This is a genomic window from Microbacterium sp. AR7-10 (assembly GCF_001878835.1).
In the GTDB taxonomy this organism is placed as follows: domain Bacteria; phylum Actinomycetota; class Actinomycetes; order Actinomycetales; family Microbacteriaceae; genus Microbacterium; species Microbacterium commune.
On record NZ_MJIR01000044.1, the window covers coordinates 14,789 to 34,612 of the forward strand.

General features: G+C 69.9%; 18 protein-coding genes. 15 read left to right on the plus strand and 3 right to left on the minus strand.

What is annotated here, in order from left to right:
- Window positions 1-11 precede the first annotated feature (11 nt).
- The 11 genes from BFN01_RS05235 (at window position 12) to BFN01_RS05285 (ending at window position 12,208) form a co-directional block, all read left to right on the plus strand.
- Window positions 12-554, plus strand: coding sequence for a F0F1 ATP synthase subunit B (locus BFN01_RS05235; RefSeq protein WP_071642244.1), 543 nt, complete (start codon window positions 12-14; stop codon window positions 552-554).
- Window positions 554-1,342, plus strand: coding sequence for a F0F1 ATP synthase subunit delta (locus tag BFN01_RS05240; protein WP_071642245.1), 789 nt, complete (start codon window positions 554-556; stop codon window positions 1,340-1,342). The genes BFN01_RS05235 and BFN01_RS05240 overlap by 1 nt, the downstream gene beginning before the upstream one ends.
- A 50-nt stretch (window positions 1,343-1,392) precedes the next feature.
- Complete coding sequence (atpA, locus tag BFN01_RS05245; RefSeq protein WP_071642246.1) at window positions 1,393-3,033, plus strand: F0F1 ATP synthase subunit alpha; 1,641 nt, start codon at window positions 1,393-1,395, stop codon at window positions 3,031-3,033.
- 19 nt (window positions 3,034-3,052) lie between these two features.
- Window positions 3,053-3,946 (plus strand): F0F1 ATP synthase subunit gamma, encoded by an 894-nt coding sequence (locus tag BFN01_RS05250; protein ID WP_071642247.1) that lies wholly within the window; start codon window positions 3,053-3,055, stop codon window positions 3,944-3,946.
- Between the two features lie 25 nt (window positions 3,947-3,971).
- Complete coding sequence (gene atpD / locus BFN01_RS05255; RefSeq protein ID WP_071642248.1) at window positions 3,972-5,426, plus strand: F0F1 ATP synthase subunit beta; 1,455 nt, start codon at window positions 3,972-3,974, stop codon at window positions 5,424-5,426.
- Window positions 5,427-5,428: 2 nt separating this feature from the next.
- A complete protein-coding gene (locus tag BFN01_RS05260; RefSeq protein WP_071642249.1) occupies window positions 5,429-5,689 on the plus strand; it encodes a F0F1 ATP synthase subunit epsilon in 261 nt (86 codons plus the stop codon).
- 73 nt (window positions 5,690-5,762) lie between these two features.
- Window positions 5,763-6,503: a YaaA family protein gene (locus tag BFN01_RS05265; RefSeq protein ID WP_071642412.1), complete on the plus strand. Its 741-nt coding sequence runs from the start codon at window positions 5,763-5,765 to the stop codon at window positions 6,501-6,503.
- A gap of 121 nt (window positions 6,504-6,624) precedes the next feature.
- Window positions 6,625-7,416: a hypothetical protein gene (locus BFN01_RS15635; protein ID WP_071642250.1), complete on the plus strand. Its 792-nt coding sequence runs from the start codon at window positions 6,625-6,627 to the stop codon at window positions 7,414-7,416.
- 119 nt (window positions 7,417-7,535) lie between these two features.
- A complete protein-coding gene (locus tag BFN01_RS05275; RefSeq protein WP_071642251.1) occupies window positions 7,536-8,519 on the plus strand; it encodes an aldo/keto reductase in 984 nt (327 codons plus the stop codon).
- A gap of 68 nt (window positions 8,520-8,587) precedes the next feature.
- A complete protein-coding gene (locus BFN01_RS05280; protein ID WP_071642252.1) occupies window positions 8,588-9,439 on the plus strand; it encodes a PP2C family serine/threonine-protein phosphatase in 852 nt (283 codons plus the stop codon).
- A 57-nt stretch (window positions 9,440-9,496) separates the two neighbouring features.
- Window positions 9,497-12,208, plus strand: coding sequence for an FtsK/SpoIIIE domain-containing protein (locus BFN01_RS05285; RefSeq protein WP_071642253.1), 2,712 nt, complete (start codon window positions 9,497-9,499; stop codon window positions 12,206-12,208).
- A 13-nt stretch (window positions 12,209-12,221) separates the two neighbouring features.
- Here BFN01_RS05285 and BFN01_RS05290 read toward each other — a convergent pair whose 3' ends face one another.
- A complete protein-coding gene (locus tag BFN01_RS05290; protein WP_071642254.1) occupies window positions 12,222-13,217 on the minus strand; it encodes an asparaginase in 996 nt (331 codons plus the stop codon).
- A 40-nt stretch (window positions 13,218-13,257) separates the two neighbouring features.
- Between BFN01_RS05290 and BFN01_RS05295 the strand changes: the two genes are divergently transcribed.
- Window positions 13,258-13,746, plus strand: a complete 489-nt coding sequence (locus tag BFN01_RS05295) for an OsmC family protein (RefSeq protein WP_071642255.1) — start codon at window positions 13,258-13,260, stop codon at window positions 13,744-13,746.
- A gap of 2 nt (window positions 13,747-13,748) precedes the next feature.
- Here BFN01_RS05295 and BFN01_RS05300 read toward each other — a convergent pair whose 3' ends face one another.
- On the minus strand, window positions 13,749-14,537 hold the full coding sequence (locus BFN01_RS05300; protein ID WP_071642256.1) for a 1-acyl-sn-glycerol-3-phosphate acyltransferase: 789 nt from the start codon (window positions 14,535-14,537) through the stop codon (window positions 13,749-13,751).
- Window positions 14,538-14,666: 129 nt separating this feature from the next.
- On the opposite strand from BFN01_RS05300, the gene BFN01_RS05305 reads away from it, so the two are divergent.
- Entirely contained in the window at window positions 14,667-15,614 is a 948-nt protein-coding gene (locus tag BFN01_RS05305; RefSeq protein WP_071642257.1) for an FKBP-type peptidyl-prolyl cis-trans isomerase, read from the plus strand.
- Between the two features lie 61 nt (window positions 15,615-15,675).
- Entirely contained in the window at window positions 15,676-16,758 is a 1,083-nt protein-coding gene (locus BFN01_RS05310) for a 1-deoxy-D-xylulose-5-phosphate reductoisomerase (RefSeq protein WP_071642258.1), read from the plus strand.
- A gap of 43 nt (window positions 16,759-16,801) precedes the next feature.
- On the opposite strand, the gene BFN01_RS05315 is transcribed toward BFN01_RS05310, so the two are convergent.
- Window positions 16,802-18,412, minus strand: coding sequence for a Mur ligase family protein (locus BFN01_RS05315; protein ID WP_071642259.1), 1,611 nt, complete (start codon window positions 18,410-18,412; stop codon window positions 16,802-16,804).
- Window positions 18,413-18,500: 88 nt separating this feature from the next.
- Here BFN01_RS05315 and BFN01_RS05320 point away from each other — a divergent pair, with 88 nt between their 5' ends.
- The gene (locus BFN01_RS05320; protein WP_071642261.1) at window positions 18,501-19,814 is read left to right on the plus strand and encodes an RIP metalloprotease; all 1,314 of its coding nucleotides are present in this window, start codon (window positions 18,501-18,503) and stop codon (window positions 19,812-19,814) included.
- Window positions 19,815-19,824 lie beyond the last annotated feature (10 nt).

Sequence of the window (19,824 nt, forward strand, 5' to 3'; positions counted from 1 at the left end):
AAGGAGACAGGATGCTGAACGCTCTTGTCACGAACCTCGCGGCGGAGACCGAGGCGCCTAACCCGCTCATCCCCGCGTGGTACGACATCATCTGGTCGGGCCTGTGGTTCCTCATCATCCTTATCGTGGTGTGGAAGGTCGCCCTTCCTCGCCTGACCGCGATCCTCGACGAGCGCTCAGCCGCCATCGAAGGCAACATCGCCAAAGCCGATGAGGCGCAGAAGCAGGCCGAGGCCGCGCTGGAGGAGTACACCCGCCAGCTCGCCGAGGCACGCGCCGAGGCCGGTGAGATCCGCGAAGCCGCCCGCGAGGACGGCAAGAAGATCGTGACCGAGGCCAAGGAGACCGCTGCCGCCGAGGCCGGTCGCATCACCGCAGCCGCTCACTCGCAGATCGAGGCCGAGCGCCAGGCGGCGTTCGTCTCGCTGCGCAGCGAGGTCGGCACGCTCGCGATCGACCTCGCAGGCAACGTCGTGGGGGAGACCCTCAGCGACGACGCTCGCGCGACGGCCGTCGTGGACCGCTTCCTCGCCGACCTCGAGAAGGCCAAGTAATGGGCAGCGCGACCACTCAGGCACTCGCGGCATCGACGGACGCTCTTGCCGCAGCGTCGGGCCTGAACCTCGACAGTGCAGCCGAGCTCTTCGCTGCGGCTCGCACGATCGGGGAGTCGGCTCAGCTGAGCGGCGCGCTCGCCGATCCTGCAGCTCCCGCTGAGGCGCGCAGCGCGCTCGTCTCGGCTGTCTTCGCCGGTGTCTCGGCTCCGGTGCGCGCGCTGCTCACCACGGTCGCAGCTCAGCGCTGGTCGTCGGAGTCCGATCTCGTCGACGGTGTCGAAGAGCTCGCGATCCGGGCAGCCGCCGCCGCGTCTGCCGGTGACGACGTCGCGACGGAGCTGTTCGGCTTCTCGCGCGTCGTCGCGGCGAACCCCGAGCTCGAGCTCGCGCTCGGCGGTCGGCTCGGCGGCGACGCCGCGAAGCGCGCACTCGTGGAGCGCGTGCTCGGCGGCGCCGTATCACCGGCGACCATGCTGATCGCCTCGTCCCTGGTGCCGCGTCCGCGTGAGCGCCGCGTTCGCCGGGTGCTCAGCCGCGCGGTTCGCATCGTCGCAGCTCAGGCAGGCCGTTCGGTGGCGACGGTGTACACCGCCGCTCCTCTCGCGGCTGCACAGGAAGCGCGTCTGCGTGACGCGCTCGCCCGTCGCTACGGCGGCGAGATCTCCATCAACCAGGTGATCGACGAATCCGTCGTCGGGGGCCTGCGCGTGCAGATCGCCGATGACGTCATCGACGGCAGCATCTCCGCTCGCCTCGCCGACCTTCGCCAGAAGCTCGCGAGCTGAACTACTCGACGCGGGGAACCGCGCACACCCAGACACACAAAGGGAAGACAATGGCAGAACTATCGATCAGCCCCGACGTCATCCGTGACGCGCTGAAGGACTTCGCCGCAGCCTACGAGCCCACCGGCGCCGCGGCGACCGAGGTCGGCACCGTCATCGACGCAGCCGATGGCATCGCGCACGTCGAAGGACTGCCGGGCGTCATGGCCAACGAGCTCGTCACCTTCGGCGACGGCACGAAGGGCCTGGCACTGAACCTCGACGAGAAGGAGATCGGTGTGGTCGTCCTCGGCGACTTCACCGGCATCGAGGCGGGCCAGGAGGTGACCCGCACCGGAGAGGTTCTCTCCGTCCCGGTCGGCGACGGCTACCTGGGTCGTGTCGTCGACCCGCTCGGCAACCCGATCGACGGACTCGGCTCCATCGCGACCGAGGGCTCTCGTGCACTCGAGCTGCAGGCGCCCGGCGTCATGCAGCGCAAGTCCGTGCACGAGCCGATGCAGACCGGCGTCAAGGCGATCGACGCGATGATCCCGGTCGGCCGCGGCCAGCGTCAGCTGATCATCGGCGACCGCCAGACCGGCAAGACCGCTCTCGCGATCGACACGATCATCAACCAGAAGGCCAACTGGGAGTCGGGCGACGTCAACAAGCAGGTGCGCTGCATCTACGTCGCGATCGGTCAGAAGGGCTCGACCATCGCCGGTGTGCGCGGCGCCCTCGAGGAGGCCGGCGCGATGGAGTACACCACCATCGTCGCGGCCCCTGCGTCTGACCCGGCCGGCTTCAAGTACCTCGCCCCCTACACCGGCTCGGCCATCGGCCAGCACTGGATGTACGGCGGCAAGCACGTCCTGATCATCTTCGATGACCTGTCGAAGCAGGCTGAGGCCTACCGCGCCGTGTCGCTCCTGCTGCGCCGCCCGCCGGGGCGCGAGGCGTACCCGGGTGACGTCTTCTACCTGCACTCGCGTCTGCTCGAGCGCTGCGCGAAGCTCTCCGACGAGCTCGGTGCCGGTTCGATGACGGGTCTGCCGATCATCGAGACCAAGGCGAACGACGTCTCGGCGTACATCCCGACCAACGTGATCTCGATCACGGACGGCCAGATCTTCCTGCAGTCCGACCTGTTCAACGCCAACCAGCGTCCCGCGGTCGACGTGGGCATCTCGGTCTCGCGAGTCGGCGGTGACGCCCAGGTGAAGTCGATCAAGAAGGTCTCCGGAACGCTGAAGCTGGAGCTCGCGCAGTACCGCTCCCTCGAGGCGTTCGCGATGTTCGCGTCCGATCTCGATGCGGCGTCGCGTCGTCAGCTCGCCCGTGGTGCGCGCCTGACCGAGCTGCTCAAGCAGCCGCAGTACTCGCCGTACCCCGTCGAGGAGCAGGTCGTCTCGATCTGGGCCGGAACGAACGGCAAGCTCGACTCGATCGAGGTCGAGGATGTGCTCCGCTTCGAGCGCGACCTTCTCGACTACCTGCGTCGCAACACGTCGATCCTCGACACCCTGCGTGACACCAACGTCCTCGATGACGCCACGGTGGCAGAGCTCGACAAGCAGACCGACGCCTTCATCCTGGAGTTCCAGGGCGGCAAGGGCCAGTCGATCAGCAGCCCGGGCAACGAGCAGGTGTCGGCCGAGGACGCCGGTGACGTCAGCCAGGAGAAGATCGTCAAGGGTCGTCGCGCGTAACCGCGTGAGGTACTGATTCATGGGCGCTCAACTCAGGGTCTACAAGCAGAAGATCTCTTCTGCTCAGACGACCAAGAAGATCACGAAGGCGATGGAACTCATCGCGGCTTCGCGCATCCAGAAGGCGATGGCACGCGTCAAGGCGTCCAGCCCCTTCGCGCGGGCCGTGACGAGGGCCGTGTCCGCCGTCGCGACGCACTCCAGCGTCGACCACCCGCTCACCCGCGAGGCTGAGACGATCCGCCGCACGGCGGTCGTCATCTTCTCGAGTGACCGGGGGCTCGCCGGCGCGTTCAACTCCCAAGTGATCCGCGAGGGTCTCGAGCAGGGCGAGCGTCTGCGTGAGCTCGGCCGTGAGCCGGTGTACTACCTGATCGGCCGCAAGGCGGTCGGGTACTTCCAGTTCCGTCGCATCGAGTCCGCCGCGGAATGGATCGGCGACACCGACACGCCGTCGTTCCACACCGCCGAGGAGATCGCGCACACGCTGCAGGAGGCCTTCCTGCGCGGTGGCGCGTCCGAGGGCGTCGACGAGATCGTGCTGGTGTACAACCGCTTCGTCAGCATGATGACGCAGGAGCCCACCGCCCTTCGTCTGCTGCCGCTCGAGATCGAAGAGGCCGAGGACACGGCGACCGCAGCCGTGTACCCGCTCTACGAGTTCGAGCCCGACGCCGAGACGGTGCTGGACGCCATCCTGCCGGTGTACATCCAGAGCCGCGTGTTCAACGCGCTTCTGCAGTCGTCGGCAGCGAAGCAGGCCGCGACGCAAAAGGCGATGAAGTCGGCCAGCGACAACGCCGACAAGCTGATCACCGACTACACCCGCCTGCGCAACAACGCTCGCCAGGCCGAGATCACCCAGCAGATCGCAGAGATCGTCGGCGGCGCCGACGCCCTGTCGTCCAGCTGACACACATCAGGAGAAGAGACGAGAAATGACCACCACCGCCATGGCTGAGCAGCCGGCGACCGCGGTCGTCGGACGCGTCGCACGCGTCAACGGTCCGGTTGTCGACATCGAGTTCCCGCACGACTCGATTCCCGACATCTACAACGCCCTCAAGACCACCATCACGATCGGCGAGGACTCCACCGAGATCACGCTCGAGGTCGCACAGCACCTCGGCGACGACCTCGTCCGCGCGATCGCTCTGAAGCCCACGGACGGCATCGTCCGCGGGCAGGAGGTCCGCGACACCGGTGAGGCCATCTCGGTCCCCGTCGGCGACGTGACCAAGGGCAAGGTCTTCAACGTGATCGGCGAGGTCCTCAACGCCGAGCCCGGCGAGACCATCGAGGTCACCGAGCGCTGGCCGATCCACCGCAAGGCGCCGAACTTCGACCAGCTCGAGTCGAAGACCACCATGTTCGAGACCGGCATCAAGTCGATCGACCTCCTCACCCCCTACGTGCAGGGTGGAAAGATCGGTCTGTTCGGTGGCGCGGGTGTCGGCAAGACCGTGCTCATCCAGGAGATGATCCAGCGCGTGGCGCAGGACCACGGTGGTGTGTCGGTGTTCGCCGGTGTCGGCGAGCGCACCCGTGAGGGCAACGACCTCATCCACGAGATGGAGGAGGCCGGCGTCTTCGACAAGACCGCGCTCGTCTTCGGCCAGATGGACGAGCCGCCGGGGACCCGTCTGCGCGTCGCGCTGTCGGCTCTGACGATGGCGGAGTACTTCCGTGACGTGCAGAAGCAGGACGTGCTGCTCTTCATCGACAACATCTTCCGCTTCACCCAGGCAGGCTCCGAGGTCTCCACGCTGCTGGGCCGCATGCCCTCCGCCGTGGGCTACCAGCCGAACCTCGCCGACGAGATGGGCCTCCTCCAGGAGCGCATCACCTCGACGCGTGGTCACTCGATCACCTCGCTGCAGGCGATCTACGTGCCGGCCGACGACTACACCGACCCGGCTCCCGCGACGACGTTCGCGCACCTGGACGCCACGACCGAGCTCTCGCGAGAGATCGCGTCGAAGGGTCTGTACCCGGCCATCGACCCGCTGACCTCGACGTCGCGCATCATGGACCCGCGCTACCTGGGCGAGGACCACTACCGTGTGGCGACGACGGTCAAGCAGATCCTGCAGAAGAACAAGGAGCTGCAGGAGATCATCGCGATCCTCGGTGTCGACGAGCTCTCCGAAGAGGACAAGATCGTCGTGTCGCGCGCACGTCGCATCCAGCAGTTCCTCTCGCAGAACACCTACATGGCGAAGAAGTTCACCGGTGTCGAGGGATCGACCGTCCCGCTCAAGGAGACCATCGAGTCCTTCGATGCGATCACCCGCGGTGACTTCGACCACGTCGCCGAGCAGGCGTTCTTCAACGTCGGCGGCATCTCCGACGTCGAAGAGGCATGGGCGAAGATCCAGAAGGAGAACGCCTGACCATGGCGCTGCACGTGAGTCTCGTCTCCGCTGACGCGGAGGTCTGGACGGGAGAGGCGTCGCTCGTCGTCGCCAAGACCGTCGAGGGCGAGATCGGCATCATGTCCGGTCACGAGCCGGTGCTGGCCATCCTCGCCCAGGGCGAGGTCCGCATGACTCAGATCGACGGCAGCAAGGTGCTCGCGAACGCGCAGGACGGCTTCCTCTCGATGGAGGGCGACACGCTCACCATCGTGGCCGGCAACGCCGCACTGATCGCCTGACAGCAAGACCACCGGCGTCCGCTCCGGATCGTGCCCTGCACGATCCGGAGCGGACGCTTCGTCTGTGGAGACCATGAAGATCCTCCTGCCCCCGTCCGAGACCAAACGCCAGGGTGGCGTCGGCGGCCCGATGCGCCTCGCCGACCTCGCGCTGCCGGCTCTGACCGCCCAGCGCACCGAGGTCATCGACGCTCTGGTCGCTCTCTGCGCCGACGAGTCCACCGCGCGTCGCGTATTGAAGCTCAGCGAGCGTCAGGCCGGTGACATCGTGCACAACCGGATGCTGCAGACGGCCCCCACGATGGCCGCCGTCGACCGCTACACGGGCGTGCTCTACGACGCTCTCGACGCCGCGTCCCTCGACCCGTCGGCGCGCCGGTGGCTCGGAGCGCACGTGCTGATCCACTCGGCGCCGTTCGGCCCGGTCGGCGCGCTCGACGAGATCCCGGTGTACCGCCTGGCCGCCGGCACGTCGCTGCCCGGCATCCCCCCGCTGCGCCGACACTGGGCCGCGGCGACGTCCGCCGCTCTGGCGGACGCCGACTTCGTGCTCGACCTGCGCAGCGAGTCCTACGTGGCGCTCGGGCCGGTGGCCGGCGTCGTGCCCTCGGCGTACGTGCGCGTGGTCACCGACACAGGCCGCGCCCTGAACCACTTCAACAAGAAGTCCAAGGGCCTGCTCGTGCGCGCCCTCGCCACGACGCGCCCGAGGCCCCGCTCCGTCCGCGCGCTGCTGGGTTGGGCGCAGGAGAACGACATCCCGCTGCGCGAGAGCCCGGATGCCGGGGTTCTGGAGCTCGTGGTCGACGGCTGAGGCCTGAGACGGCGCCGTGTCTCATTGCCCGTGATCGCGCCGCTTCGCTAGCATGGCCGGAGCACGAGATCCGCACGGGGAAGCGACACCGCTTCCTCTCGACGAGAGAAGTGGTTCACTCATGGGATATGGCGACTACGGCGACTACGGCGCCATCGCTGCGATCGTCGGCCTGCTGACGGTGCTGCTGCTGATCGTCGGGCCGATCATGTACGTCATCTCGTCGATCTTCATGATGAAGATCTTCGACAAGGCCGGTGTCGTCGGCAAATGGCGCGCCTGGGTACCGGTCTACCGGGAGATGATCTTCTTCAAGCTCGGCGACATGAGCCCGTGGCTCGTGCTGTACGCGCTGGGCGCGACGATCCTGCTGTCGTGGACCGGTATCGGCGGCATCTTCGGTCTGGTCTTCACCGCGCTGTTCGCGATGGCCGGCTGGCGCGTCGGGCTCAAGCTGCAGAAGGAGGCGGCCTGGGTCATCCTCTTCGTGCTGCTCAACATCGTCTGGATGGGCATCGCCGCGTTCGACCGCTCGCGCTGGAACCCGAACATCGCCCCCGCTCCGTGGGCCGGCAACGGCTTCCTCGGTGACAACACCGTGTGGGACGGCATCCCCGTGCAGCCCGGCCAGAACGCGGCCCCCGCCGGCTACGGCGCACCGCAGGGCTACGCCCCGCCGGCACAGCCCGGCTACGCGCCTCCGGCCCAGCCCGGTTACGGACAGCCCGCACAGCCCGGTTACGGCGCTCCGCTCAACCCTGCAGCACCGGTTCCGCCGGCGCCGGGCGCACCGGTTCCGCCTCCGGCCGCGCCGCCGGCACCTCCTGCTCCGCCGTCCGCGCCTCCGGCCGCACCGCCCGCTCCTCCCGCGCCGCCGGCAGCGCCTGAGGACCCGACGCAGCCGCGACCCTGAGCTGAACACGAGGAAGCCCCCGACGAGGTCGGGGGCTTCCTCGTGTCTTCATGCCGAAACAGGGTGTTCGGCGCGCCCGGCCGGTCCGAGCAGCGCCGACGCCCCGATAGTGTGGATGCATGGTCACCTCGCAGCGTCGCGTCGGCGCATCCGGACTCGTCGTCTCCGCAACCGGTCTCGGCTGCAACAACTTCGGGCGTGCGGGAACAGTGACCGAGACGCTCGACGGCACTCGGGCCGTGATCGACGCGGCACTCGCGAACGGCGTGTTCTTCTTCGACACCGCTGACATGTACGGCGCCGACGCGGGCCGCAGCGAGGAGCTCATGGGCGAGGTGCTCGATGGCCGCCGCGACCGCGTGGTGCTGGCGACCAAGTTCGGTCACGAGCGGGACATGGGGTACGACTTCCCCGGGGGTCGCGGATCGCGCCGCTACGTGCGTCACGCCGTCGAGCATTCGCTGCGCCGTCTGCGCACCGACTGGATCGACCTCTACCAGCTGCACCTGCCCGACCCGCAGACCCCGATCGCCGAGACCATCGATGCGCTCGACGAGCTCGTCGACGAGGGGAAGATCCGCTACTACGGGCACTCCAACTTCACCGGGTGGCAGATCGCCGAGGCCGAGCTGACCGCCCGCGCCCGCTCCACGGGGCGATTCATCTCCGCTCAGAATCACTATTCGCTGCTGGCGCGTGCGTCCGAGCGTGAAGTGCTGCCCGCGGTCGAGCGCTACGGCCTCGGCTTCTTCCCGTTCTTCCCGCTGAAGAACGGACTGCTCACCGGCAAGTTCACCCGCGAGGGCGGTCCCACCGGCAGCCGCATCATGCAGACGCGTCAGCACATCTGGTCCGACGCGCCCTGGGATGCACTCGAGCAGTACCAGGCGTTCTGCGATCAGCGCGATATCACGATGCTCCAGGCGACCTTCGGCTGGCTGCTGGCGCAGCCCGGCGTCTCCAGCGTGATCGCCGGCGCCACCACGCCCGAGCAGGTCGAGGCGAACGCCGCAGCCGCAGACGCGTGGGCTCCCACGGCAGCGGACCTCGCGGAGATCGACGCCCTGTTCCCGCTGATCGACGACCCTGCCGACCGGATGTGACGGCACGACTACGATGAAGACGAATCCCGCGGCTGTTCAGTCGCCCAGCCGCCCGATGGAGAGCCCACGTGCCTGAGACCACGACGCAGACCTTCCGCGTCAGCGATGACCTCGAGCTCACCTGGGCGGGTGTGACCGATCGCGGCCGACGCCGGGAGAACAACCAGGACTCGTTCCTCGCCAAGTACCCGCTGTTCATCGTCGCCGACGGCATGGGCGGACACGCGGGCGGCGAGATCGCCAGCCAGGCGACCGTCGACCGACTCTCCGACATGGTCGACGCCGGACAGATCGACGACGAGCGGATCGTGGCTGCGCTGCAGCTGGCCGTGGACGACATCCACCAGCATCCCGAGACGACCGACGAGGGGACGGGGACGACGCTGACCGGCGTGTACCTCGATCGCCATGACGACGGCTGGCGCTGGATCTCGCTCAACATCGGCGACTCACGGGTCTATCTGGAGCGGGACGGTCGCCTGATCCAGGTCACGACCGACCACTCCGTGGTGCAGGAGCTCATCGCATCCGGCAAGATCAGCCCGGAAGAGGCGGACGCCCACCCCTACAGCAACGTGATCACCCGCGCGGTGGGGGCGAACGAGCTCGTCTCACCCGACTACGTCGCCATCGACGTCGTCGACGGCGACCGGTTCATCATCTGCTCCGACGGTCTCACCAAAGAGCTCACCGACTACGGCATCCTGCACTTCCTTCGCGAGAACGCCGAGCCCGCTGACGCGGTGAACGCGATGGTCGATGCGGCGCTGGAGAACGGCGGACGCGACAACGTCACGCTGATCGTGCTCAACGTGCGCTTCACCGGCGGCCGTGGCGGCGCCGCCGACGACGTGGCCACCGCAGAGCGGCCCGCTGTCGGCGGCGATTCATCCTCCACAGAACCCGCGATCGAGGGGTGAGCCGGCCGGCCTGTGGACAGGCCGGATCCGCGGGTCACGATGGGCTGAGATGGGTGGATGGATGCCACCACCATCGTCCTGCCCGCATCTGCCGCGCAGCCGACGCGACCGCCGCTGCCGCTGCTCGCCGCGATCGTCCCCGTCGTCGCGGGAGTGGTGCTGTGGCTGATCACGGACTCCCTGTTCGCGCTGTGCTTCGCCGCCCTCGGCCCGCTGATGCTGCTCGCGTCGTTCTTCGACGGCATGCGATCGCGGCGGCGAGCACGTCGCCGGGCGCAGGGGGAGACCGACGCCGCGTGGCAGCGCGCCGAGGACGAGCTCGTGCGCCTGCACGGCCAGGAGCACCGGATGCTCTGGCATCGTTCACCCGATGCGGCGGGCTGTCTGCTCGACCCGCCGTTGCGAGGCCGCACGCCGCTGAGCGCCGCCACCGACCTGGTGATCGGGCGGGGCCGCACGCGCAGTCGGGTCCGCGCTTCGGGCGGTGACGACGATCGATCCCGTGCCTTCCGCGAGCGCGCCGAGAACCTCGACGATGCTCCGATCGTCGTCGAGCTCGGCGGCGGCGTGTGCGTGCGGGCGGCTCGTCCGGTCGCGAGCGCCGTCGTCAGGGCTCTCGTCGCACAGCTGTGCCTGAGGTTCGGGCCGTCGGAGCTGAGCCTGCACGGCCGCGGTGTCGCGGAGTGGGGCCTGGAGCAGTTTCCGCACGCCGACCGTCGCGGCGCCCGCTTCCGGCTGCGGATCGGCGACGGGGCCGATCCCGCCGACGCCGTGATCTGCGTGCGGACGCCGGGGGAGGAGCCCCCGGAGGGCGTCACGACCGTGCTGGAGTGCGTGGCACCGGCACGGGCGGTCGCGCGCACCCCGGAGGGGCTGCGAGACATCTCCCTGGAGGCGGTGTCGACCCGGCAGATCGTCTGCATCGCCGCGGCGGTGGCCAGCAGATCGGAGGACACCGCGCAGGTTCCGGACGCCGTCGCGCTCAGGGAGCTCCAGACGGCGGAGGGCGGTGACGGCCGACTCGCCGCACGCTTCGGGCGAGGGGAGCAGGGCGATGTGCTCGTCGATCTGGTCGACGACGGTCCGCACGCGATCGTCACGGGCATGACGGGCACGGGAAAGAGCGAGCTTCTGACCAGCTGGGTGGTGGCGATCGCCGCTGCGCATGCGCCGGAGGAGGTGACGTTCGTGCTGATCGACTTCAAGGGAGGCACGGCGTTCGACCCGCTGCGCTCGCTGCCCCATGTCGTCGCGGTCGTCACCGACCTCGATGCGGCCGGTGCGCGACGTGGGGTCGGCAGTCTCAGCGCCGAGCTGCGGCGCCGGGAGGCGGCTCTGGCCGCAGCGGGCGCGCGCGACGTCACCGGATCCCCCTCGCTCGCTCGGCTCGTGATCGTCGTCGACGAGTTCGCCGCCCTCATGCAGGAGCACCCCGACCTGGCGCAGATCTTCACCGATATCGCCGCGCGCGGACGGGCGCTGGGGATGCATCTCGTTCTCGGCACGCAGCGTGCGGGCGGTGTGATCCGGGATGCCCTGGCGGCGAACTGCCCGCTGCGGCTGAGCCTGCGCGTGGCGGAGGCGGCCGACAGTCGCCTGGTGATCGGCTCGGAGGTCGCGGCGGCGCTCCCGGGAGGATCGGCGTCGCGCGGCCTGGTGTACCTGCGTCGGCCCGAGGACGTCGAGCCGCATGCCGTGCGCGTCGCGCTGACCTCCCCGCACGATGTGGCGGCGGTGACGCGCCGGTGGGAGGGGGCGCAGACCCCGGCCAGTCCGTGGCTGCCCCCGCTGCCCCGCGTGATCGACCTGCCCTCCGGCAGCGGCGCACCCGAGGCCGGTGTGATCGTGCTCGGCCGAGCCGATGAGCCGGATCAGCAGAGGCAGCCCTGGGTGCATCTCGCGCGCGGCGACAGGCTCGGCGTGATCGGCGGCCCGGGGGCGGGCAAGAGCACGCTGATCCGCATCGTGCATGCTCAGATCCCGGATGCGGTCGTCATCCCGAACGACGTCGAGGAGGCGTGGGATGCTGTGGCGGAGCTCGCGACCGGTCGGCACGGGATGGTCCTCTGCGATGATCTCGACGTGCTGCTCGCGCAGTACCCGGCTGAGCACGCGCAGCTCTTCCTGAGCCGGTGGGAGCGCATCGTCCGCTCCCCGGCCGGCGTCGTGATCACCTCGTCACGGGCGACGGGTCCGGTCGGGCGGCTGCTCGACGGGCTCTCGCACCGCGCGCTGCTGAGGCTGAGCAGCAGGGTGGAGCACATCTCCGCCGGCGGCGAGTCCGCGGCGTTCGACCCGCACCGGCCGCCCGGCCGCGGCGTGGTGGACGGTCGCGACGTGCAGATCTGCTGGACCGATCCGGTCGCGCCGGGCAGCGGGCGTCGGGGGAGCGCGGATGCGCGCGGCATCGCACGCTGGCGGCCCGTGCGCACTCCCGCGGGCGTGGTGACGACAGCGGTCGACGAGACCCGCACGACGCTCGCCGCCGCGGTCCCGGGATGCCGGGTGACGACCCTCGCCGAGAACGGGCCGACCCCCGCCGAGGACGCGCCGGTCGTGATCGTCGGCGACCCGGAGCAGTGGCGTGCTCAGTGGTCGCTGCTGCAGGGCATCCGCAGCACGGGCGAGCTCGTCGTCGCGGCGGAATGCGCGACGGAGCTGCGCCAGCTCGCGGGGGTCCGCGACACCCCGCCGTACGCGCGGCTGCACGAGGGGCGGGCGTGGGTGGTGCCAGCCGGAGGGCGACCGCGACGAGTGCGGCTGACCTGAGCCGGCGGCTGGATCAGATACCCGAACCCGGACGGATCATGCCGACCGGCTGACCGCCGCCGAGCACATCGAGGGGGAGGGCCGATGCGAGCGCCGCGACGTCGGCCTCGCCGAGCGCGCCGGCCCTGGCGAGCAGCGTGGCGGCGACGATCGCCGAGGCGCGGCTGCTGCCGTCGAGTGTCTTGATCGCCACGGTCGTGTTGTCCGGGGCGACCATGACCATCACACCCTCGGCGCCGTGCTTGGCGAACACGCCGAGCGTCTCGATGGCGATGGTGTCGGGTTCGCCGGGCCCCGCGATCGTCCACGGGTTCTCCCGGACGGCGCGCACGAGCGCACCGGCGACACGGTGCAGGGCGAACGGAGAGCGCTCCGAGGCCGAGCCGATCCGATGGATCGCGCGTGCGAGGCCCAGCAGGGTGATGGCGTGCACCGGCGCGCCGCAACCGTCGATCGACGTATGCGCGATCTTCTCTCCGGCGAGGCGCTCCACCACATCCCGGATGTGCACCTGCAGCGGGTGCGCGGTGTCGAGGTATCCCTCGGTCGGCCAGCCGGTCGCGACGCAGGCGCGGAGCATGAGGGCGTGCTTGCCCGAGCAGTTCATCCGCACGCGTGCCTGATCGGCGTGATCACGGATCATATCGCGGCGCGCCGTCGAGTCGGACGGCCACGCGGCGGGGCAGCCCAGGTCGTCCTCGTTGAGGCCGCCTGCGGCCAGCATCTCGCGCACGACCTCGACGTGCCGATCAGTGCCGCTGTGGCTGGCCGTGCCGAGCGCGAGCTGCTCGCCCTCCAGGCTCGCGCCGGCTGTCACACTGGCGATCGCCTGCAGCGGCTTCAGGCTGGAGCGCGGCAGGATCAGCGCCTCGGCGTTGCCGTGCTGAGCGATGACCTCCCCGTCGGGGGAGAGCACGACGGCGGCGCCCGCATGGCGGGACTCCACGAAGCCGTTGCGCTCCACGATCGCGAGTTCGACGGCGTCAGCGATGGTGAGAGTCTCGAGCACCAGACAAGCCTAATGCGCTGCACGGTGGCAGACTGGCGCGATGGCCCCCCTCGGCGAACACCACTACGCCCTCACGACCACCTGGACCGGGAACCGCGGCACCGGCACGAGCGGCTATCGCGACTACGCCCGTGACGTCACGATCGGCATCCAGGGCAAACCCGACCTGCAGGCATCGGCCGACAAGCCGTTCCGCGGCGACCCGTCGCGCTGGAATCCGGAGGATCTGCTTCTGGCGGCCCTGTCGGAATGCCACCTGCTGTCGTACCTGCACGCGTGCGTCACCGCCGGGGTCGTCGTGACCGAGTACCGCGACGAGGCCACCGGGGTGATGCGCGAGGACGGACGAGGCGGCGGCGCGTTCGCCGAGGTGACGCTGCGTCCTCACGTGCGCGTCGCCGACGAGTCGATGCTCGACGCCGCACGCGAGGCGCACCGCATCGCCCACGAATGGTGCTTCATCGCGAACTCCGTGAACTTCCCGGTGCACCACGACGCCACCGTCGAGGTGGCATCAGAGCGCGGCTGAGCTCAGCGGCGCTCGTGCGGAAGCGCCTGCTTGATCTTCTCGATGGGTGACTGGGCCGGCGGCTCGTTGTACACGCCGGCGAGCTCCTGTCCGCTCAGCGCGTGGATGGCGGCCATGATCTCGTCGGTGGCGAGGCGGCGAGCTCTGCCACTCGTCGCGGGACCGTGCCTGGACACGTCGATCGGGGTGCCGAAGCGCACCGTGACGCGCTCGCTGAGCGAGGGCATCTTCGCCCCCCTCGGCATCATCCTGTCCGTGCCGATCAGGCCCACCGGGACGACCGGAGCCCCCGTCTGCAGGGCGAGGAAGGCGACACCCGTGCGGCCCTTGTACAGTCGGCCGTCCGTCGAGCGGGTCCCCTCGGGGTACAGCGCGACGGCCAGACCGTCGTCGAGCAGCTGCCGCTGCTGGTCCAGCGCGTCGAGAGCGGCCTGGCCGGCACCCCGGCGCACGGGGATCGCTCCGACCGAGGTGAAGAAGTCGCGCGAGATGGCGCCCTTGATCCCGGTGCCCTCGAAGTAGCTCGACTTCGCGAGGAAGTGCACCGGCCGCGGAGCCGCGATCGGGATCGCCATCGAGTCGATGAACGACAGGTGATTGCTGGCGAGGATCACCGCACCGGTGAGCGGCACGTTCTCGCGACCCTCGATGCGAGGCCGATAGACCACCCGCGCCACGGACGCCGCGACCATCCGCCCGACCTTGTACTTGAACCCGGCGTGGCGAGGCGACGGGTGCCCCGGCGTCTCCGGCTCGGGGTCCGCGGGGGTGACCGACTGCTCAGAACTCACCGGAAGAGCTTATCTTCCGGTGCATGCCTGCCGCGGAATGACGCGGCGTCCGGTTCTGCACTCAGCGGCGGCAAAGCCGGGTGCGTCAGGATGGGACCTTCACCGTTCTGCGAACCCGAAGGTCTCATCTTGCGTCTGCGCCCCCTCGCCCTTGCCTCCACCGTGGCCGTCACCGCGCTCCTGCTCGCCGGATGCTCCGGCGCTCAGGACACGTCGGATGCGTCCGACTCGAAGGGCAGCGCCGACGCGTGCGAGCAGGTCGCCGCTCCCGGTGCGCTCACCGACAGTGTCGACGTGAGCGGTGACTTCGGTCAGCCGGCCAAGATCACCGTCGCGAAGGATCAGAAGGTCGACGAGGTGCAGCGCACCGTCGTCACCGAGGGCACGGGCGAGAAGGTCGAGGAGGGCGACTACATCGCCTACGCGATGAGCGCCTTCGACTCCAAGACGGGGGAGCACCTCGGCGATCTCGGGTACGCCGAGGGGGAGCTGCTGCCGCAGGACGCGCTGGCGAATCAGGCGCTCGCGGAGGCGATCGGCTGCGCCCCGATCGGCACGCGCGTCGCATTCGCGCTGCCCGCCTCCGACGGCGCGGACTCGCAGCTGTACATCATCGACGTGCTCGACAAGGTGCCCACCGCGGCGTGGGGCGAGAATCAGGAGCCGGTCGATGGGATGCCTGTCGTCACGCTCGCCAGGGACGGCGAACCCGCCGTCGAGGTGCCGTCCGCAGACGCTCCCGCCGAGCTCGAGATCTCGGTGCTGAAGCAGGGTGACGGGCCCGCCGTCGCCGACGGCGACACCACGCTGCTGCAGTACTACGGCGTCGACTGGGAGAGCGGCGAGAGCTTCGACTCGTCCTGGTCGAAGGGGGCTCCGTACGCAGCCCCGGGAAACACCTACGTGCCCGGCTTCGTGCAGGCGCTCGCCGGTCAGACGGTGGGCTCGCAGGTTCTCGTGGTCATCCCGCCGGAGCTCGCCTACGGCGAGGACCCCGAGGGCCACGAGCTCGGCGGCAAGACCCTCGTCTTCGTCATCGACATCCTCGCGACGCAGCACGCACCAGCCGCGCAGTGATGCGCTGAACGAGAGGGCGGCGATCCGACGGGGTCGCCGCCCTCTCGCATAGGCTGGCGGCATGCGTCGCGTCATCGTCCTCGGCTCCACAGGCTCCATCGGCACCCAGGCGCTGGACGTGATCCGCGCCAATCCGCGTCGCTTCGAGCTGGTGGGGATCGCCGCGGGCAGCAACGCCGAGCTGGTCGCCGAGCAGGCCGCGCAGTTCCACCTCGAGCACACCGCTCTCGGCGCCGTCGAGGCGGAGCAGCTGGTGCGTGACGTCGACGCCGATGTGGTGCTCAACGCCATCACCGGCTCGATCGGGCTCGGCTCGACGCTCGCCGCCCTCGGGGCGGGGCGCACGCTGGCATTGGCGAACAAGGAGTCCTTGATCGTCGGCGGCGAGCTGGTTCGTGCGGCGGCGGCTCCCGGCCAGATCGTTCCGGTCGACTCGGAGCATTCCGCGTTGGCCCAGGCGCTGCGCGCCGGCACACGCGCCGAAGTCAGAAGGCTCGTCGTCACCGCATCCGGCGGGCCGTTCCGTGGCCGCTCTCGTGCCGAGCTGGCCGACGTCACCCCGGCGCAGGCGCTCGCGCACCCCACCTGGGACATGGGCCGGATGGTCACCACCAACTCGGCCACGCTGGTCAACAAGGGCCTGGAGGTCATCGAGGCGCACCTGCTGTTCGACGTGCCCTACGACGACATCGAGGTGGTCGTGCACCCGCAGTCGGTCGTGCACTCGATGGTCGAGTTCGTCGACGGCTCCACCATCGCCCAGGCGTCACCGCCGGACATGCGGCTGCCCATCTCGCTCGGCCTGGACTGGCCGCACCGGGTCGGCGGCGTGGGCCGACCGCTCGACTGGCGCACGGCGACCAGCTGGACCTTCGAGCCGCTCGACGACGAGGCGTTCCCCGCCGTCGCGCTCGCCAAGGCGGTCGGTCGTGCCGGCAGCACGTTCCCCGCGGTGTACAACGCCGCGAACGAGCAGGCCGTGCATGCCTTCCACGACGGCCGGCTGACGTTCCTCGGCATCGTCGACACCGTGCAGCGCGTCGTCGACGCGCACGACGCCCCGGAGGAGCTGACGCTCGAGGCGCTCGCCGAGGCCGAGACCTGGGCACGTGCGAAGGCGGATGCGCTGATCGCGGCCTCCTGACCGGCCCTGCGGGTGCCAGGCCCGCGCGACCGGTGCCCGCGCCTCAGTCGGTGTAGGGGACGGGCCAGTGCGATTCGGGAGCAGGCCATCCGGCGGCGATGAGCGCCCGGCGGGCCAGCTCACGGGCCGAGTACGGCGTGCGCACTCCGCGGATGTCGCGGTAGTCCTGGTGCCCCGGCCCCGCCCACAGGATGGCATCCCCTTCGCCGACCAGCCCGACCGCGGTCACGATCGCGTCCTCCGGCGGCGACACCTCGTGGATCTCGGCGTCCGGCCGTGCGCGACGGGCCCCCTCGACGAGGGTGGCGCGGATCGACGCCGGGTCCTCGAACCGGGGGTGGTGGTCGGTGATCACGAGGATGTCGCTGCCCTCCACGGCGGTGCGGGCCATGTCGAAGCGCTTGGTGGCATCGCGGTCGCCATCGGCGCCGAACAGCATCAGCACCTTCCCCGGGGTGACCCGACGAACCGCGGCCAGGGTCTTCTCGAAGGCGTCGGGGGAGTGTCCGAAGTCGACGTAGACGGCGGGGCCGGTCTCGCCCGAGATGAACTGGGTGCGTCCGGGCAGGTGCGCGACGATGTGACCGTCGCGGTCGAGAGCATCGGCGATGCGGTCCCACTCGTACCCGCCCTCGAGCAGCATGACGATCGCGAGCCCCGCGTTGGCCGCCATGTGCGGTCCGATCACGGGAACGACGCTCGACAGAGTGCGCCCCGCAGGACCGGTGAGCGTGAATGCGGTGCCGCTGGGGCGCTCGTCATCGATCGAGACGACCCAGTCCGCACGCGCGGCGGCCTCGGGGTCGGCGGCGATCGCCGGCGTGCCGACGGTGACGACCGGCACGGTGGCGCGCTCGACGACGACGGCGCCGGACGACGAGTCCACGCTCACGACGGCGCGGCGCGACCGCTCCGGGGTGAACAGCGGGAGCTTGGCCTCGAAGTACTCCTCCATGTCGGCGTAGTCGTCGAGATGGTCGTGCGAGAGATTGGTGAACCCGGCGACGTCGAACATGATGCCGTCCACGCGGTGCCGTGACAGGGCCTGCGCGCTGACCTCGACCGCGACCGCCTCGACCTTCCGCTCGCGCATCAGGGCGAGCAGGGCATGCATCTCGGATGCCTCCGGTGTGGTCAGACGCGAGACGATCACCTCACCGGCGATGTGCCGCTCTGCCGTCGACGACAGACCCGACACGACCCCGATCTGATCGAGCAGGCCCTGCAGCAGGTGCGACACGCTCGTCTTCCCGTTGGTGCCCGTGGTGCCGAACAGCAGCGGCAGCGGGTCGCCCGCGCCGGTGCCGTACACCCACGCGCTCAGGGCGCCGAGCACCCCGCGCGGGTCGTCCACCACGATGATCGGCAGACCCGCAGATCCGGCGATCCCGGCCCCTGCCTCGTCTGTGATGATCGCGACCGCGCCCTTCTCCGCCGCGGTCTGCGCGAACTCGGCGCCGTGCCGGTTGACGCCCTGGATGGCGACGAACGCCTCTCCTGCGCGCAGGTCGGCGGTCGCGAGCGTGATGCCGCTCAGCTGCACGTCGGCGATGTCACCGCGGACGTCTCGGGCGAAGCGTTCGGCCAGCTCTGCCAGGGCACGACGGGGTGGGTCGGCCGGACGGAGCACAGGGGGCAGCGATGTCGTGGTCATATCCCGTCCATGATCTCACGCGGCCCAGCCGCTCCCGGTGCGGACGGGGATCCAGGGGATTCCTCAGAGCTGCCACTACCGTGGACGGGTGGAGATCCTGCTGTACCTGGGCGGCGTCGTGTTCATGCTGATCGGCCTCGGCCTCTCGATCGGACTGCACGAGGTCGGGCATCTGCTGCCCGCGAAGCTGTTCGGCGTGCGCGTCGGGCAGTACATGATCGGCTTCGGACCGCGGCTGTGGTCGAAGCGGATCGGCGAGACGGAGTACGGATTCAAGGCGCTGCCGCTCGGCGGCTTCATCTCGATGTCGGGCATGTACCCGCCGTCGACGAAGAGCGCGCCGGCTCGTGGTCTGTTCGCCTCTCTCGTGCAGGATGCCCGCAGCGCCAACGACGAGACGATCGCCGACGGCGACGAGGATCGGGTGTTCTATCGCCTGCCGGTCTGGAAGCGCGTGATCATCATGCTGGGCGGCCCGGCGATGAACTTGGTGCTCGCCATCGCGATCTTCACGATCATGGCATCCGGAATCGGCATCCAGCAGGCGAGCACGACCGTCGCCTCCGTGACCGAATGCGTTCTGCCCGCCGGCACGACGCAGCAGAGCTGCGCGAGTGACGACCCGGCCGCGCCCGCCGCCGAGGCGGGTGTGCGGGCCGGCGACGTGCTCATCAGCGTCGGCGGCGAGCGGGTGCAGACGTTCGCCGAGGCCTCCGCGATCATCCAGCGCTCGCCGGGCGAGCAGCTGGACGTCGTCGTCGAGCGCGCCGGCGAGCGGGTGGATCTGACGCTCACACCGGTCGCTGCGGAGCGCGGGCAGGTGGATGCCGAGGGGCGCCCGGTGCTCGACGATCAGGGTGAGCCGATCACCCGAACGGTGGGATACGCGGGGATCTTCGCGCAGAGCGAGTACGTGCCGCAGCCGCTCGCCACGGGTCCGGAGCTGGCGATCCAGCAGACCGGCGCTGTCGCGTCACTCGTGGTCAACCTGCCCGCGAAGCTGTGGAACGTCGGAGCCTCGCTGGTGACCGGCGCCGAGCGCGACCCGAACGGGCCCCTCAGCGTGGTCGGCGTGGGTCGTCTGGCCGGCGAGGTGGCGGCGACCGACGCTCCCGTGCTGAACCGCCTGGTCGTGCTGATGAATCTGCTCGCGGCGCTGAACATCGCGCTGTTCGTGTTCAACCTGATCCCGCTGCTGCCGCTCGACGGCGGGCACGTCGTCGTCGCCCTCTGGGAGGGCGTGAAGCGGGCGTGGGCGAGGATCACGCGGCGCCCCGCTCCGAAGCCCGTCGATGCGACCCGGCTGGTTCCGGTGACCGTCGTCGTGGCGGTGCTGCTGATCGGCATGGGCGCTCTGCTGATCGTCGCCGACCTCGTCAAGCCGATGAGCCTGCTGGGCTGACACCGAGCCG

Excerpts from the sequence above, each read along its gene's own strand:
- BFN01_RS05235 (WP_071642244.1), top strand. The coding sequence starts at position 12 with ATGCTGAACGCTCTTGTCACGAACCTCGCGGCGGAGACCGAGGCGCCT.
- BFN01_RS05240 (WP_071642245.1), top strand. The coding sequence starts at position 554 with ATGGGCAGCGCGACCACTCAGGCACTCGCGGCATCGACGGACGCTCTT.
- atpA (WP_071642246.1), top strand. The coding sequence starts at position 1,393 with ATGGCAGAACTATCGATCAGCCCCGACGTCATCCGTGACGCGCTGAAG.
- BFN01_RS05250 (WP_071642247.1), top strand. The coding sequence starts at position 3,053 with ATGGGCGCTCAACTCAGGGTCTACAAGCAGAAGATCTCTTCTGCTCAG.
- atpD (WP_071642248.1), top strand. The coding sequence starts at position 3,972 with ATGACCACCACCGCCATGGCTGAGCAGCCGGCGACCGCGGTCGTCGGA.
- BFN01_RS05260 (WP_071642249.1), top strand. The coding sequence starts at position 5,429 with ATGGCGCTGCACGTGAGTCTCGTCTCCGCTGACGCGGAGGTCTGGACG.
- BFN01_RS05265 (WP_071642412.1), top strand. The coding sequence starts at position 5,763 with ATGAAGATCCTCCTGCCCCCGTCCGAGACCAAACGCCAGGGTGGCGTC.
- BFN01_RS15635 (WP_071642250.1), top strand. The coding sequence starts at position 6,625 with ATGGGATATGGCGACTACGGCGACTACGGCGCCATCGCTGCGATCGTC.
- BFN01_RS05275 (WP_071642251.1), top strand. The coding sequence starts at position 7,536 with ATGGTCACCTCGCAGCGTCGCGTCGGCGCATCCGGACTCGTCGTCTCC.
- BFN01_RS05285 (WP_071642253.1), top strand. The coding sequence starts at position 9,497 with ATGGATGCCACCACCATCGTCCTGCCCGCATCTGCCGCGCAGCCGACG.
- BFN01_RS05295 (WP_071642255.1), top strand. The coding sequence starts at position 13,258 with ATGGCCCCCCTCGGCGAACACCACTACGCCCTCACGACCACCTGGACC.
- BFN01_RS05310 (WP_071642258.1), top strand. The coding sequence starts at position 15,676 with ATGCGTCGCGTCATCGTCCTCGGCTCCACAGGCTCCATCGGCACCCAG.
- BFN01_RS05315 (WP_071642259.1), bottom strand. The coding sequence starts at position 18,412 with ATGACCACGACATCGCTGCCCCCTGTGCTCCGTCCGGCCGACCCACCC.